Source organism: Bradyrhizobium acaciae (assembly GCF_020889785.1).
Taxonomy (GTDB): Bacteria; Pseudomonadota; Alphaproteobacteria; order Rhizobiales; family Xanthobacteraceae; genus Bradyrhizobium; species Bradyrhizobium acaciae.
The window spans coordinates 18,858-32,262 of record NZ_JACMYK010000081.1; the positions used below are offsets into that span (position 1 = coordinate 18,858).

General features: G+C 62.8%; 18 protein-coding genes. 10 read left to right on the forward strand and 8 right to left on the reverse strand.

The window, feature by feature from the left end:
- The first annotated feature begins 7 nt into the window (after positions 1-7).
- The 4 genes from H8A92_RS26030 to H8A92_RS26045 all read left to right on the forward strand — a co-directional run bounded on the left by H8A92_RS26030 (position 8) and on the right by H8A92_RS26045 (position 2,195).
- Positions 8-424: a hypothetical protein gene (locus H8A92_RS26030; RefSeq protein WP_229198403.1), complete on the forward strand. Its 417-nt coding sequence runs from the start codon at positions 8-10 to the stop codon at positions 422-424.
- Between the two features lie 93 nt (positions 425-517).
- The gene (locus H8A92_RS26035; RefSeq protein WP_229198404.1) at positions 518-1,543 is read left to right on the forward strand and encodes an NAD-dependent epimerase; all 1,026 of its coding nucleotides are present in this window, start codon (positions 518-520) and stop codon (positions 1,541-1,543) included.
- 191 nt (positions 1,544-1,734) lie between these two features.
- A complete protein-coding gene (locus tag H8A92_RS26040; protein WP_229198405.1) occupies positions 1,735-1,992 on the forward strand; it encodes a hypothetical protein in 258 nt (85 codons plus the stop codon).
- Positions 1,992-2,195 carry a hypothetical protein gene (locus H8A92_RS26045; protein WP_229198406.1) on the forward strand — a complete coding sequence of 68 codons (204 nt, stop codon included), beginning with the start codon at positions 1,992-1,994 and terminating at the stop codon, positions 2,193-2,195. Before H8A92_RS26040 ends, H8A92_RS26045 begins: the two co-directional genes overlap by 1 nt.
- Before the next feature lie 359 nt (positions 2,196-2,554).
- Here H8A92_RS26045 and H8A92_RS26050 read toward each other — a convergent pair whose 3' ends face one another.
- The gene (locus tag H8A92_RS26050) at positions 2,555-2,773 is read right to left on the reverse strand and encodes a hypothetical protein (RefSeq protein ID WP_229198407.1); all 219 of its coding nucleotides are present in this window, start codon (positions 2,771-2,773) and stop codon (positions 2,555-2,557) included.
- Positions 2,774-2,848: 75 nt separating this feature from the next.
- Here H8A92_RS26050 and H8A92_RS26055 point away from each other — a divergent pair, with 75 nt between their 5' ends.
- Positions 2,849-3,058 (forward strand): hypothetical protein, encoded by a 210-nt coding sequence (locus H8A92_RS26055; RefSeq protein WP_229198408.1) that lies wholly within the window; start codon positions 2,849-2,851, stop codon positions 3,056-3,058.
- Positions 3,059-3,263: 205 nt separating this feature from the next.
- Here the strand turns inward: H8A92_RS26055 and H8A92_RS26060 are convergent, their stop codons facing one another.
- On the reverse strand, positions 3,264-3,452 hold the full coding sequence (locus tag H8A92_RS26060; protein ID WP_229198409.1) for a hypothetical protein: 189 nt from the start codon (positions 3,450-3,452) through the stop codon (positions 3,264-3,266).
- Between the two features lie 657 nt (positions 3,453-4,109).
- Between H8A92_RS26060 and H8A92_RS26065 the strand changes: the two genes are divergently transcribed.
- Positions 4,110-4,484 (forward strand): helix-turn-helix domain-containing protein, encoded by a 375-nt coding sequence (locus H8A92_RS26065; protein ID WP_229198410.1) that lies wholly within the window; start codon positions 4,110-4,112, stop codon positions 4,482-4,484.
- 14 nt (positions 4,485-4,498) lie between these two features.
- Here H8A92_RS26065 and H8A92_RS26070 read toward each other — a convergent pair whose 3' ends face one another.
- Complete coding sequence (locus H8A92_RS26070; RefSeq protein WP_229186262.1) at positions 4,499-4,804, reverse strand: hypothetical protein; 306 nt, start codon at positions 4,802-4,804, stop codon at positions 4,499-4,501.
- A gap of 95 nt (positions 4,805-4,899) precedes the next feature.
- Here H8A92_RS26070 and H8A92_RS26075 point away from each other — a divergent pair, with 95 nt between their 5' ends.
- Positions 4,900-6,342, forward strand: coding sequence for an undecaprenyl-phosphate glucose phosphotransferase (locus H8A92_RS26075; RefSeq protein ID WP_229198411.1), 1,443 nt, complete (start codon positions 4,900-4,902; stop codon positions 6,340-6,342).
- A gap of 55 nt (positions 6,343-6,397) precedes the next feature.
- Here the strand turns inward: H8A92_RS26075 and H8A92_RS26080 are convergent, their stop codons facing one another.
- The 5 genes from H8A92_RS26080 to H8A92_RS26100 all read right to left on the reverse strand — a co-directional run bounded on the left by H8A92_RS26080 (position 6,398) and on the right by H8A92_RS26100 (position 9,900).
- Complete coding sequence (locus H8A92_RS26080; RefSeq protein ID WP_229198412.1) at positions 6,398-6,982, reverse strand: hypothetical protein; 585 nt, start codon at positions 6,980-6,982, stop codon at positions 6,398-6,400.
- An 11-nt stretch (positions 6,983-6,993) separates the two neighbouring features.
- Positions 6,994-7,779, reverse strand: a complete 786-nt coding sequence (locus H8A92_RS26085; RefSeq protein WP_229198413.1) for a metallophosphoesterase family protein — start codon at positions 7,777-7,779, stop codon at positions 6,994-6,996.
- Between the two features lie 3 nt (positions 7,780-7,782).
- Positions 7,783-9,066: a hypothetical protein gene (locus H8A92_RS26090; RefSeq protein WP_229198414.1), complete on the reverse strand. Its 1,284-nt coding sequence runs from the start codon at positions 9,064-9,066 to the stop codon at positions 7,783-7,785.
- Between the two features lie 125 nt (positions 9,067-9,191).
- Positions 9,192-9,464 (reverse strand): hypothetical protein, encoded by a 273-nt coding sequence (locus H8A92_RS26095; RefSeq protein ID WP_229198415.1) that lies wholly within the window; start codon positions 9,462-9,464, stop codon positions 9,192-9,194.
- A gap of 127 nt (positions 9,465-9,591) precedes the next feature.
- A complete protein-coding gene (locus tag H8A92_RS26100; protein WP_229198416.1) occupies positions 9,592-9,900 on the reverse strand; it encodes a hypothetical protein in 309 nt (102 codons plus the stop codon).
- Between the two features lie 296 nt (positions 9,901-10,196).
- On the opposite strand from H8A92_RS26100, the gene H8A92_RS26105 reads away from it, so the two are divergent.
- The 3 genes from H8A92_RS26105 to H8A92_RS26115 form a co-directional block, all read left to right on the forward strand.
- Entirely contained in the window at positions 10,197-11,309 is a 1,113-nt protein-coding gene (locus H8A92_RS26105; protein WP_229198417.1) for a polysaccharide biosynthesis/export family protein, read from the forward strand.
- 31 nt (positions 11,310-11,340) lie between these two features.
- Positions 11,341-12,882: an O-antigen ligase family protein gene (locus tag H8A92_RS26110; protein ID WP_229198418.1), complete on the forward strand. Its 1,542-nt coding sequence runs from the start codon at positions 11,341-11,343 to the stop codon at positions 12,880-12,882.
- A gap of 20 nt (positions 12,883-12,902) precedes the next feature.
- A partial coding sequence (locus tag H8A92_RS26115; RefSeq protein WP_229198419.1) for a hypothetical protein occupies positions 12,903-13,405 on the forward strand: 503 nt, incomplete at its 3' end.

The window sequence follows — 13,405 nt, forward strand, 5'->3', positions numbered from 1 at the left end:
CTGACAGATGTTTCAGCTGTTTTTGCGGTCTCGCGCGCATGACTTGATCAGGTCGCGGCGCGGCGAGGAAGGTTTCAAGGCCCGCTCGGCCGAGCGCGATGCCGAGACCGATCGCGCCCGGATCGGATCCATCATGGCCGCGATCGAAGCCGCGTTGCAGGCGGCCGAAAGCGAGCAATCCGGCCTTGGTCGCCGTGTCGACGATGTTCTGGCCCGCGCCGCGGTGACGCTCGGCAACGGCACCGACGAATATCTGGAGCGCGAGGCGCTTGACAACCATCACCAGGACCTGTTTGACGCCGAGATCTCCAACGGCCAGCGCCGGCTGAAGGAACTCGCGACCGAGATTGCGCACTTCAAGTTCATGAAGGCCGCGGTCCTGAGCCGCTTTCCGGACTATAAGGCTCCGGCCGCCAGCAACTGACGCGCCCCTGCGGCGGCAGGTGAAGGCAGCGGCTGCGCGTGACGGCGCATTCGGCCTGGTCCGGCGCAAGGCGAAAGGCACAGGCACAACGTGATGATCGCAGGCAATCTACTCGTCACGGGCTGCGCCGGCTTTATCGGCTTCCATCTGGCGGAGCATTTGCTGCGGGCAGGGCAACCGGTCATCGGCATCGACAATCTGAACGGCTACTATGATCCGGCGCTGAAACGCGCGCGGCTCGATCTGCTCAAGCAGCACCGCGGCTTCACCTTCCTCGAGCTCGACCTCGCCGATCGCGCCGGGATGAAGGCGCTGTTCGAACGTTATCGCTTCGAGGTCGTGGTGCATCTCGCCGCGCAGGCCGGTGTGCGCTATTCCCTGCAGAATCCGCACGCCTACGTGGATTCCAATCTCGAGGGCTTCCTTAACATCCTCGAGGGCTGCCGGCATACCGCCTGCCGGCATCTGCTGTTTGCGTCCTCGTCGTCGGTCTATGGCGCCAACACCAAGCTGCCGTTCTCGGTCCACGACAACGTCGATCATCCGGTCAGCCTGTACGCCGCGACCAAGAAGGCCAACGAGCTGATCGCCCATTCCTATAGCCATCTCTATCGCATACCGACGACCGGGCTGCGGTTCTTCACCGTGTATGGGACGTGGTATCGGCCGGACATGGCGCTCTACGCGTTCGCCGACGCGATCACGCAGGGAAAGCCGATCCGGCTGTTCAACAACGGCAATATGCGGCGCGATTTCACCTATGTCGACGACGTGGTCGAGGCGATGGTGCGGTTGATCGGCCGCCCGCCGGAGGGCGACGTCAACTGGTCGGGAGCACATCCAGATCCGGGTTCGAGCAAGGCGCCCTGGCGGGTCTACAATATCGGCAACTCGCGGCCGGAAGAACTGATGCATGTGGTGGCGCTGCTTGAGCAGGGCTTCGGCCGGCAGGCCGAAAAGCAGTTGTTACCGATGCAACCAGGGGATGTCTTGGAGACGTCGGCCGATGTCTCCGACCTGGAGCGCGAGATCGGCTTTCGGCCGCAGACGCGGATCGAGGATGGCATTGCCAGATTTGTCGCCTGGTATCGGGCCTATCACGACGTCGACCGGACCTGAAATGCAATCCGATCCGGTCGAACAGTCATCATGCTTCAAGCGCCTTGCTTGAGCACGATCTCCGCGCACATGCGTCCTGCGTTCGTCGCGAGGGAAAACCGCTTCGCAGTTTTTCGGATCATGCTCTGGTACGCTCCTTGCGAATCCGGGCTCGAGAAAAAAGCTGGTTCGGCCAGGAACGGAGTTCGGTAATGAGAGTTATCACTGGTTTTGCGGTTGCTTCAGCCGTGACCATCATCTCCAGTGCAATCGTTCCGGCGTACGCGATCGACGCCCGGGTCGCACGCGCCTGCGATGTTCTGGTCGCGAGGGCATTTCCACCGCGACAGGCTGGAAATCCCGCTTCCGGCAGTGCGAGGGGCGGCGCGAAGGATCAGCGGGACTATTTCAATAAGTGCGTCGCCAATGGCGGCAAGATGGACGACGACACGCCTGCCAAATCGAAATAGTGCGCGATCGCACCGCGCGTCGCGAATTAGCGATGCTTATGGCGGTTGGCGGCGAGCTGCTGTTCATTGGCGATGGTCGTGCAAAGCGCTTGTGCAATTCCGGGCAGGAAACGCAAACGCCCTCGCTGCAGTTGTCGAGCCGAAGCGCATCACCGCTGCTGAGCCTGAATTGGAATGGCATTGTCGCGTTCGGCCCTCGTTGAGACGAATCTTGTGCATGCCGCGTGAAGCGTCGAAGTTTTCTGTCGTATCGCCGGAGCCGCCCGGAACGCGTCAAATCAGGCGATGAAATCAGACGATGCCTCGGATATCTGCAACTGTTCGAAACATTTTGCGATCCGTGCCGATGGCGGCGCCCATGTGGCATCCATGCTGCTCGGTTCAACCTGTTATGCGCAGAGCGAATCCGATTGATTGGCAGCAGCAGATTTAGTGTGTGCACGCTGTCTCTGGTGGAATATCTGGTTCGAGGCGGAGCGCCTCTTCAAGCTGCGAGCCTTTGACGCGGCGACATTGTGGTCAGCCGCCAGGCACGCGCCGATTTCGACGACGATAGCTGCGATCAACGATCATCAAATGATTTCATGCTCTTGCTCGCGCCTGATGGTCGGCGCCGACGTGCTGTTTCGCCGCGCGTCGCATCGCTGCCGCGGACATCCCATCGCGACGACACAATGCGGCCATCGATTAAAGGTTTCGCGATCAGGTTGTGGAACCAAATCGGGAAAATTTCTGTCAGAGTGACATTGGTCGCAAACCTGCCCCATTGGCCGCATTCCATGTGGGCGATCTAACTCTGTCATCGAAACTTCAATCACATCGCTCATACCCTTAACTCGCAGAGCGAGGGCGCGCCATGAAGCAGCACAAGATTCAACATTTGCATCGGCCGATCGAAGAGGCGTTGCTCGCGACCAATCAATCGCTGCGCAACGAGGTCGTTGCGCTGATGCTGGATATCGCTGAGTTGCGTGAAATTCACGAGCGCCCGATTGGTTCTCGTTCGTTCGATGTATCCCGTGAGCAGACCAGCCCGCGCGCCGCGTTGCGCCGGGTTCATCGCTGACGTTCGTCCGCGAATTCCTCGCCGAGCAGTTGTCGCCACTTCCGCGCCGCCATGGCGACGGCGGCGGCTTGTCCATGGTCACGAATAATTCAATTTAAGATAGAACGGCGGATCGACCCGAATGACTTCGGGTCCATCCGGTTCGTGGGCCGCCACCGGCTTCCGGACCATTCGTGTTTTGCGTTTGAGAGCAGGGTCGGAGCGGTCAGTGCTCCCGCGGGACAGACTTGTGCACCCCGACATCGGACAGACGCTCGCGCAGGATCCAGGTCTGCAAGACCAGCTCGACTGCGGTATGCCGAAGCTCGAAATTCTCCGCGACGAGGCGTTCCAGGGCGTCGGCTGCCTCGCCGGATGTGGATTGGTTCCCCTCGAAGACCTTGAGACGCGCCATGGTGTCGATCCTCGCAAAATTGTTGATCAGAGACGGGGCTCTGACAAGCGTCAGCACAGAATAGTTCGCGGATGGTCGGGCGGTCGTGGTTCCGCCTGATGGCTTCGGGTGAGAAAGTGCCTAATTGATAATTCGTGGATCGAGCAAGGAACGTTAGGTCTCGTGAAAATAATCCTTAAATATGTTGAAACCCTCGTGACATCTAACGTGCTGGTAACTACCGCTGCGCGTGCGTGCTCGCAAGCTACCGGACGCGAAGGTCGCGGGATAAATTTGTTAGAATTTTGTGAAACTCTCACTTGACTGGCGGCGCGGATATCACAGCGAGGCATGATGCACTCACAATCTGCCGAAGGATCGGTTGGATATTCTCACTTGTGAATGCAAACAGTGCGCCAGTTGTCCAGATCAAATTCTCATACGCAGAAAGTCGTATAACTTTTCTTGTCGGATCGGTTTGGCGGAGGAATATCGCTCAATTATTTCGGTAAATACCTTGCAGCTTCGGCGTTTCTTCGCAAAATGCGCCACTGCCGACGGCCAAGTTCGAGGCTCCCGAAAGACCCCCGGGAAATCCTCAATTTGAATTTCCTGTTGCATTTACATAGCTTATAGGCCATGCGATTATTGCTAATCTAGGGGGCAATGAGATGACCAATGAGGCGTCATTCGACTGACGAGATCAGTTCCAAGGTCAAACAGGCCGAGGAACTCATGGCGCGGGGGCAGTCACAAGCCCAAGCGTGCAAAGTGCTGGGCGTTAGCGTGATGACATTTCACCGCTGGCGCAAGCAGGAGGCCGCGCGCGGCCACCAAGCGAACGGTACTGTTACCGAGTTCGCTGCTCACACCGAAGATCGAGATGGGATCCCCCCTGTCCGTAACCGTATTGACGAATTGCGGCTGGAAAATGAACGGCTGCGTCGGATCGTGACCGATCTGCTACTCGAAAAAATGAAGATCGAGGAGAAGCTCGCGCTCAGATCCGGCGGCGGGAGCGGTCTGCCCCGCCGTGGCGAAGTCCAGAGCTGACGAAAGCTGATCTGTTAATGGATGCGTGAGGGCCTGGGCGCCAGCAGCAGCTGGTCGCTCAGATGCGCTTTCTCGGACCGTGCGCGCAGCTCTTCGAGGATTGGACGCAGTCTGGCCTCTGCGAGGTCCAGACCTTTAACGATATCCTGATTCGGCATTTCAGCCGGAAAGCGCGCCGATCGCAACTTTGTCTCGACTGCCTTGACCAGCACCTCGATGTCGTCGCGGTGCTGGCCGGCGACGAGTTCGGCGCCCATCAGACGGATCAAGTGAAGGAGGGCCACCAGCGCGGCCTCGGTTTCGCCAGCGGATTCAGTCATGGGCGCTCTCTGCCTGATATTGCCGGCAGGTCTTGCGAGCTCGCGACCTGCCTGATAGTACACATTCGAATTGTTAACACGAATGTTAATTCCCGATGACCGACCTTTCGGACGCTCGATTAGCGAAGGTACCGGTTAACTTCGGCGCCTTCTCGTTCGCCTTTGCATCGCTCGAAGCGTTTGCCATCGCCTTCGAGATGGTCATCGTCGTGCTGTCCAGCATCATTGGCGGCGCGGCCTATCATCTGTTCTACTACCACACTGTTTATAGCAACAGCTTCGAGGGTTTTCTAGGGATCGGGGTTCTCGCCGCCATCCTTCACATGTTCGTGGCGAAGTCGCAGGGCCTCTATAACGCGCAGGTGCTCGCTGGCCTCGACCGGCGCTGGAACAGTCTGCTCGGCGGCTGGCTGCTGGTCGTCCTGCTGATGACCTTGATCATCTTCCTCCTGAAGGTCGGTTCCGGTATCTCGCGCGGGTCGGTGATGTCATTTGGCCTGATCGGCGGCCTTGGGCTGGTGGCCGGACGGATGCTGCTGCAGGCGCCGCTGCGACGCGCGATCGATCGCGGCATGCTGGCGACGCGCCGCGCGGTCGTGGTCGGGATGGCGGACGAATTGTCCCGGGTGCGGCAATCGAGCCTGCTGCGCGATTTCGGCCTCAGCGAGGTGCGGCGGGTGCAGCTTTCCGGATTGTCCGACGACGCCGGCGATCGGGCGGCCGTCGCCTCGGCCATTCGCGCCGCACGGGAGTGCGGCGCCGATGAAATCATCCTGGCGATGCCCTGGCAGCAGGAGCCGCGCATCCAGTTCGTCTGCGATCAGCTGCGGGCGTCGCCGCTGCCGGTGCGGCTGCTGCCCGATCGGACGGCGGAGCGATTCCTGGCGATGCGGATGGTGGCGACCGGGCCGATACCGACGCTGGAAATGCAGCGCTCGCCGTTGACCTCGCTCGAGCGTGCCGGCAAGCGCCTGTTCGACATCGTGGCATCCAGCGGCCTGCTGGTGCTGTTCGCGCCGCTGTTGATCGGAACTGCGATCGCGATCAAGCTCGACTCCCGGGGACCGGTCCTGTTCCGGCAGCGCCGCAACGGATTCGACGGCAAGCAATTCACCATCCTCAAGTTCCGCTCGATGCATGTGCTCGAGGATGGCGATATCATCACGCAGGCTCGCGTAAACGATCCGCGGCTGACCGGGATCGGCGCAACGCTGCGCCGCCGCAGCATCGACGAATTGCCGCAACTGGTGAACGTGCTGCGCGGCGACATGTCGCTGGTCGGGCCGCGGCCGCACGCGCTGGCGCATGACGACAAATATTCGAAGCTGATCGCGAGTTATGCGCAGCGCCAGCACGTCAAGCCTGGTATCACCGGTCTTGCCCAGGTGCAGGGATTGCGCGGCGCGACGCCTGCGATCGAGGACATGCAGCTGCGCGTCGCGCACGACCTGATCTACATCAAGAGCTGGAGCTTCATGCTCGACCTGCGCATCCTGCTGCGCACCGTCGGTGCGGTGCTACGGCACAAGGGGATTTGACGGTCGGGTATCTGAGAGGTTGGGCATCCGGCGGCCGCCCGCTTGCTGACGCGCATTACTCCGGAATGCTCTGGTTGGCGTCCTTGAATTCCGCCTCGATGATGCGCCGGTTGGCATCGGACGCGACGCCATAGGCTTGGCCGATCGCGCCCTTCAGCTCCGGAGCGCGGGTGAGGATCAGGCGGATCTGCCGCTGCAGCAGATCGACCAGCTCCACATCGCGCGTGGTGTCGACCTGCGCCAGCAGGATCAGCCGCGGCGTGACCAGGTCGCTGCGGTTGAAGCCGGTGTAATAGGACATCTTCAACGCCTTCGACGCGGTCGGGTTCAGCCAGTCGAACCGCCCGGTCGCTGAGGCGAGGCCGAACCAGGCGCCGGCGTCCATCGGCGAGAGCCGAAGCGCGCGCGTGAAGGCGGCCTCGGCCGCTTCTGGAGATGTCTGCAATTCGCTCCAGCCGTCGCGTAGCCATAGCTCGCTCCTGACTACGCCGATCTCGGCAGCGAGCGAAGGCCTGCCGCGCAATGCATCGGCGGCGAGCCACCAGGCCGACAACGCCAGCGTCGCGGCGCCGATCAGGACTGCAACCGGCACGAAAGCCGGCGACAGCTGCCGCGCGTACCGGTCGATCCTGCCAGACATCGGGTTAGCCATCATGTTGAACCATGGCGCACGGCCCGGTTGGCGGTCATCAGCAGGGTTCGCCGCGGGCCTTCCAGCTTGACGCAGGTCAGGCGGCCGGTCGCGTAGGCGCCGGTGTCGACATTGATGCGGTTGCGCAGCAGCTCGGCCTCATGCACCGGCGTATGGCCGTGGACCACGACCTTGCCGAAATCATCCTCCGACATCAGGAAGTCGTCGCGGATCCAGAGCAGGTCCTCCTTGCGCTGTTGCTTGAGCGCGACGCCGGGCCTGACGCCGGCATGTACGAAAAAATAACGGCCGAAGGAATAGGTGATCGGCAACGAGCGCAGGAAGGCGAGATGGGCCGGCGGCATCTGGCGGACCAACTGCTGAGCCAGCGCCCTCCGTTCCGCCGCGTCGGGATTGGGTGAGGGCGTCAGTCCATAGGACATCAGCGTTTGCAGGCCGCCGAACTGCCGCCATTGCGTAAGCATGTCCGGATTGACGAGAAACTCCAGCAGGCAGGCCTCGTGGTTGCCGAGCAGGCAGACCATGCTGCGGGTTCGGCGCCGTTGATCGAGCATGGCGATCACCTCGCGCGAATCCGGTCCGCGATCGATGTAATCGCCGAGGAACACCTGGATCGGCCGCGCCGGCCGGAACTTACGGATATCGGCATCGATGCGCGCGCAGATCTCGTGCAGCAGGTCGGCATGGCCGTGGATATCGCCGACGGCGTAGATGCAGATCTCGTCGCCCTCGTCATGTTCGAGGTCGCCGGTCTGGCCGACAATCCGCCGGAGGAGGCTGCGCATCGTCTAGCTCACCTGCAACCGTGAACGGCTGATCCGCTGTGCCAGTCCTGTTCCGATCACGGCTCCCAACACCATCACTCCGGGCAGCGCCGGCAGTTCCGGCAAGGTGAAGGCGGCGAGCGCTAGCGTCAGCAACACGGCCGCCGCCGCCGCTGGATAAGACCAGTCGCGGCCGCGATTGCGCGCGCCGGCCGTGAACGCCGCGATACCAACGATCGTAACCGCGAGTAGAGTCCAGAACATGGCGGAACCGAACTGCGCGATCAAGGCGGCGGCGCTGGTCGCCACCACAGGCCGCGAGGTTACGCCCTGCCAGTCCATGTAGGTCGACGCCAGTGTGGCCGTGGTGCCGGCACCACTGCCGAGCGAAGGCAGGTCGGCGAGCAGGGTGTGGGTCGATTGCACGAGGTCGGCCGGTGCCTGGACGAATGCTGTGGCGAGCGCCACATCAGGATGACGGTTGGCGACCGCCGTCGCCAGCGCAATCAGCGCGATCGCTACGGCCGCTGCAGCACTGCTCCAGCGGTGCAGATGAAGTTTTCGCGCGGCGAAGGTCATGAGGACGAGCGCTATGCCCGCAGCGACTGCGATCGCGGCGCCGCGTCGCCCATACCAACTGGCGCTGAGGGCGCAAAACAGCGCGCCGGCAGCGAGCAGCCAGCGCAGCCGCGCCAATTGCGCCGCCGTGCGGCCATCGGCGTGTCCGCCGCCATCGAGCGCGCGCGCGAGGCCGAGCGGAACGCCAGCGAGAACGATCACCAGGAATCCGTTCGCCGTCTCATCGGGCGCAGCACCAAGCCAGGCTTTGATGGGATCGCTGTGCAGCAGCAGGATGATCGCTGCGACCGCGGCTGTCGCTGCGATGGTACGGGCCACCCTGTCGGCGCGGCGTGCATCGATCGCGATCGCAGCGGCGGTGATCATGATCGATAGCAGCGACAACCACAGCAGCAGCGCGCCAAGGCTTGCACCGGTATCGATCGTGACGCTGCCGCTGAGCGGCTCTCCAAGCGTTTCGCCGGCGAACTTCCACACCGGATGCGCCCAAAGCGTGAGCGGAAGCATTTGCGCAATGATCCAGAGCATCGGAACGAGCGCCACCGCAACCGCGGACCCGACGACCGATTTCAGGAAGGACAGCTCACCTGGACGGATCGCCGTCAGGCTTGCCAGCAGCCCGAGCGACGTTGCGGCGCCGACCAGACCGGTGGCGAGCGATGCGTCGATGAGACCCGCCGGAATCGACGCCCCGATCAGGATGCAGAGGAAAGCCGTGACGTTCCACACGAGAGGGCCAAGTCCTGAGGAGGGTGTTCCTGCGGAGGATGAGAACGCAAGGCAGCGGGATGCCCCGGGCTCGCCGCGAGGTCAATGGAAATCGGATACGCAAAATGCGGCGGCGTTGTGCCGCGCTAATGCGGGCGGCGCAGGGCGAGGCGTGGCGTTGAGGTGCGCGACCAGCGCGACCGGACCAGCGGTGCGAATGTGCTGGCGAGATATCCGCCTTGCAGCGACACGATGGCGGTGATCATGAGCAGCAAGGTCTCCGACCACGAGAGGCGCGCGGCGCCGACAGCGGCGAGCAGCGTCAGTTCCGCAAGCGTCACGGGCACCAGCACCAGACAGTGCTGCCGCAGTCCGAGAACGGCGCCGCCGATCAAATTACCAAGGAAAACAAATAACATAACCAAACCCTGCGCCCGCATCCTAGCGGGCCGGGTCCTAAACCGGGGTTAACCCGATCGTCGCAAAACCGTCGGCGTAGCGCCGATCGATGCGCGCACGGCTAGTGGTGTGTTAATTGATTAACATTCAGAACGGGCGCAGGTCGCCGTAGCTGTAGGCGGCCCAATAGTCGCGGCCGCCATATGGTCCGTAGGCGCCGTAGAGCGGTGCGCAGGAATAGCGGTCGGGGCAACCGTGCCAGCAGACCCGCTTCCACTGGCAGACGTCGTCCTGACAATATTGCAGCCGCTGACAGTTGCCGCTGACGCGTTGCACGGCGCGCGGGGCAGGGGAAATGCCCAGTTCGGCGGCCAAAACGCCTGTGCTGCCAAATGCACTGCCAAGCAGCAAGGCGGCGGTTCCCAGTGCGATCGCCAGTGGTTTCATGCGGGCCATCGAACTCTCAATCGGTTCACTCAACCATCTCATTCACAGATAACGAGAACATCACAGGAAATCAAAGCCGGAGTGGCTTGCGCTGGGCCTTTGTCTCACGGCGGCGCGCCGGTGTCGCCGAATTGCCTCACCTCGTTAACATTATTTATCAATTGCGCTGCAATATATCGCGGAACCTTGTGGTTGTGATAATCGGCGTGTTACGGCACGGCCGGAGTATTTGAATGTCGCGTGCGAATTTCATTCGAGTAATGTTATTGCTTGCGGCCGCCTGCGGGGTCGGCGGATGCCATTACATGCCGACCAACGGTCCGACGAGTTCTGATGTCGCCGCCGGGCAGAAGGATCCGGAAAGCCTGCCCTATGCGATGGTGAAGATCACGCCGCAGGTCGAGAACGTGCTGGCGTCGTTCGCACCGCAACTCGCCGGCGGCATCCAGGGCCCGCCGCCCAAGGACATCCATTTCGGCATCGGCGACGTCGTCAGCGTCACGATCTTCGAGGCCGCCGCCGGCGGTCTGTTCATTCCGGTCGAGGCCGGCGTGCGTCCCGGCAATTACATCACGCTGCCGAACCAGAACGTCGATACCGACGGCAATATCTCGGTGCCCTATGCCGGGGCGATCCGCGCCAAGAACCGCACCCCGACCGAGGTGCAGCGCTCGATCGTCGATGCACTGAAGAATCGCGCGATCGAGCCGCAGGCCGTCGTTGCCCTGATCGAGCAGCGCACCTCGCTGATCTCCGTGCTCGGCGAGGTCAATACTCCGAACCGCTTCCCCGCCAACGCCGCGGGCGAGCGCGTGCTCGACTCGATCACCCGCGCCGGCGGTCCGAAAGGGCAGGGTTTCGACACATGGGTGATGCTGGAGCGGGATGGCAAGCGGACGACCGTGCCGTTCGGCCAGCTGGTCTACGAGCCCAAGAGCAACATCTACGCGCATCCGGGCGATACGATCTATGTCTACCGCGAGCCGCAGACCTTCGTCGCCTTCGGCGCCTCGGGCGCGCAGGGCCAGTTCAACTTCGAGGCCTGGCGCATCTCGCTCGCCGAAGCCGTCGCCAAGGCAGGCGGCCTGAACGATTCCTCGGCCGATCCGGCCTCGGTGTTCGTCTATCGCGGCGAACTGCCGGAAGTGGCCGCCAAGCTCGGCGTCGATGTCAGCAAATATTCAGGGCCGATCATTCCGGTCGTCTACAACATCAATTTCCGCGATCCGGCCGGCTATTTCCTGGCCACGCGTTTCCAGTTGCGCAACAAGGACGTGCTCTATGCATCGAACGCGGCGTCGGTCGAGGACGCCAAGCTCATGCAGCAGATCCGCCTCGTGACCGCAACGGTGAACGATCCGATCGTGGCCGCCTACAACGCAACATTACTTCGTAATTCGATCAAGCTTGCGCCCTGATACTGGGGCGTGAGCCGGCCCGGCCGGCTTCATGACACGTCTGCGATCAGCTTCCGGCTCGAGCGAGGCCACGGCATTGCCGTGGCCGGTGCAATGGTCATCGTGGCTGTTCTGCGCCGTCGTCGCACTGGCGCCGCTGCCGCTCGGCTCGGCCGGTGTCGTCGCGCCCGCGATCTGGTCGATCCCGCTCGGCATAGCACTGCTCGGCGTGCTGCCGATGCGCCTGCGCGGCAGCCAGCTCGCGATCCTCGCGGTTATGGCGTTGTTGACGGCGCTCGCCATGCTGGTGCTGCACGAGCAATCGGCGCAGCGGCCCTGGTTCGGCGTAGCGCCGAACGCGCTGTGGGTCGAGGCGGGCAAATTGCTACCCGCCGAGCTTCCGCGGGCGGCGTCGATCGCGACCAATCTGCCGTTCTATTCAGCCGGTGTCGGGATCGTCTGGCTGCTCAGTTTTGCCATCGGCGTCGTGCTCGGCGCCGATCGCACATTGGCACGAGGGTTGTTGCGGGCGGTGGCGGCGGCCGGCCTCGTCTACGCGATCACCGGCATCGTCACCTTCGCGATCGATCCCGCTCGGATCTATTTGCTTCATGAGAAGCAGGCGCATCTGGAGTGGCTGACGTCTCCCTTCGTCAATCGCAACACTGCGGGCATCTATTATGGTTGCTGTGCACTGATCTGGCTGTTGTTCGGTTGCGAGCTGATCGAGCGGTATTGGCCGTCGCGCCGGGCCAGTCTGCCACGCCTGTTGGCGCGCATCGATATGCCGGCACGGCGCCGGCTCGCCGGCGATGCGTTCGGCTGGCTCACTTGCCTCGTCGCGATGTTTCTGACCGGATCGCGCGGCGGCGTCGGGATATCGCTGCTCGCTGCCGTCGTCGCGGCCGCGCTCCTGTTTCGCAAGCGGATGCCGCGCCGTTACGGCCTGATTGTGGCGCTTGGCATCGGCAGCTTGGTCGCGCTTGCACTGTTGCAACTTCTCGGCGGCGGCGTCGGCGCGCGCTTCAGCACGATGGGCCTGTCGGACGAGGGACGATTCTCGACATATCGTGCGACGTTGCGGATGATCTGGGACCATCCCTGGCTCGGCAGCGGTTTTGGGAGCTTCGAATGGGTCTATCCGGCCTATCGCACCGATGACATCTCGCTGCGCGGGACCTGGAACCGGGCGCACAACAGCTGGCTCGAACTGACGTCCGACGGCGGAATGTTAATGGCCGGCGCGGTCATCATCGCGCTGCTCGCAGCAGTCGGCGTGCTCGCGCATGGTGTGCGGATCCGCCGCCGCGACGTGATCGTGCCGCTGGTGGCGCTCTGTGCGTCGGCTGCCGGCGCGCTGCATTCGATGATCGATTTCTCGTTCCAGATTACCGGCTACGCCGTTGTTATCGCCGCCTTGCTTGGGGCGGGCCTGTCACAATCGTTCCGCTCGGGCAGGGGCATCGGCAGAACGATGACGCCGGTGTTACGGTCGGGTCCGCCAATTAACGCTGATTCCGCGTCTGGCCGGGGGCCGCGGCCCGGCAGGGTTTTGATTGGCGCGATAACTCTGACTATGCTAACGAACTGTTAGTATTCGTTAGGGAGATAGCAGTGTTCACATTTGAGCGATCCGGCGGTTTTCCCGCCTCGCGCCTAGCGGTTTTGGTGATGTTGGCGCTCGCGGCCCCCATCGGCGCTGCGATGGCGGAAACGCCTGGCGGGCTGATCCAGCTCCCCCAGGCGGTTTCGAATTTCAAGGCCAATCCCGAACAGTTGCTGAGCCAGTTTCCGAACGCGGGCGTGGAGTTGACTTCGCGGGCGCGCGATTACGCCCTCAGCGATCCGACGTCGCTCGATCCGCTGATTGCCCTGCTTGCCAAGGCAAGCAAGGACCAGAAGACGGCGATCGCCGCCGGTCTCGCCCAGGCCGCGCGCATCGTGGTGCGCAGCAACCAGCCCTATGCGATGCGGATCCAGCAGGCGATTGCCGATACCAAGGACCTCGACACCGTGATGGCATTTGCCGCAGCGTCGGGTGATAGCGGCACCGCTGCGACCGGTGCCGGCGGCGCGGGCAGTGCCGGCGCATCCGGCGGCCAGACCAGCGCGCTCGG

Excerpts from the sequence above, each read along its gene's own strand:
- H8A92_RS26030 (WP_229198403.1), top strand. The coding sequence starts at position 8 with ATGTTTCAGCTGTTTTTGCGGTCTCGCGCGCATGACTTGATCAGGTCG.
- H8A92_RS26035 (WP_229198404.1), top strand. The coding sequence starts at position 518 with ATGATCGCAGGCAATCTACTCGTCACGGGCTGCGCCGGCTTTATCGGC.
- H8A92_RS26040 (WP_229198405.1), top strand. The coding sequence starts at position 1,735 with ATGAGAGTTATCACTGGTTTTGCGGTTGCTTCAGCCGTGACCATCATC.
- H8A92_RS26050 (WP_229198407.1), bottom strand. The coding sequence starts at position 2,773 with ATGGAATGCGGCCAATGGGGCAGGTTTGCGACCAATGTCACTCTGACA.
- H8A92_RS26055 (WP_229198408.1), top strand. The coding sequence starts at position 2,849 with ATGAAGCAGCACAAGATTCAACATTTGCATCGGCCGATCGAAGAGGCG.
- H8A92_RS26060 (WP_229198409.1), bottom strand. The coding sequence starts at position 3,452 with ATGGCGCGTCTCAAGGTCTTCGAGGGGAACCAATCCACATCCGGCGAG.
- H8A92_RS26065 (WP_229198410.1), top strand. The coding sequence starts at position 4,110 with ATGAGGCGTCATTCGACTGACGAGATCAGTTCCAAGGTCAAACAGGCC.
- H8A92_RS26070 (WP_229186262.1), bottom strand. The coding sequence starts at position 4,804 with ATGACTGAATCCGCTGGCGAAACCGAGGCCGCGCTGGTGGCCCTCCTT.
- H8A92_RS26075 (WP_229198411.1), top strand. The coding sequence starts at position 4,900 with ATGACCGACCTTTCGGACGCTCGATTAGCGAAGGTACCGGTTAACTTC.
- H8A92_RS26080 (WP_229198412.1), bottom strand. The coding sequence starts at position 6,982 with ATGTCTGGCAGGATCGACCGGTACGCGCGGCAGCTGTCGCCGGCTTTC.
- H8A92_RS26085 (WP_229198413.1), bottom strand. The coding sequence starts at position 7,779 with ATGCGCAGCCTCCTCCGGCGGATTGTCGGCCAGACCGGCGACCTCGAA.
- H8A92_RS26095 (WP_229198415.1), bottom strand. The coding sequence starts at position 9,464 with ATGTTATTTGTTTTCCTTGGTAATTTGATCGGCGGCGCCGTTCTCGGA.
- H8A92_RS26100 (WP_229198416.1), bottom strand. The coding sequence starts at position 9,900 with ATGGCCCGCATGAAACCACTGGCGATCGCACTGGGAACCGCCGCCTTG.
- H8A92_RS26105 (WP_229198417.1), top strand. The coding sequence starts at position 10,197 with ATGCCGACCAACGGTCCGACGAGTTCTGATGTCGCCGCCGGGCAGAAG.
- H8A92_RS26110 (WP_229198418.1), top strand. The coding sequence starts at position 11,341 with ATGACACGTCTGCGATCAGCTTCCGGCTCGAGCGAGGCCACGGCATTG.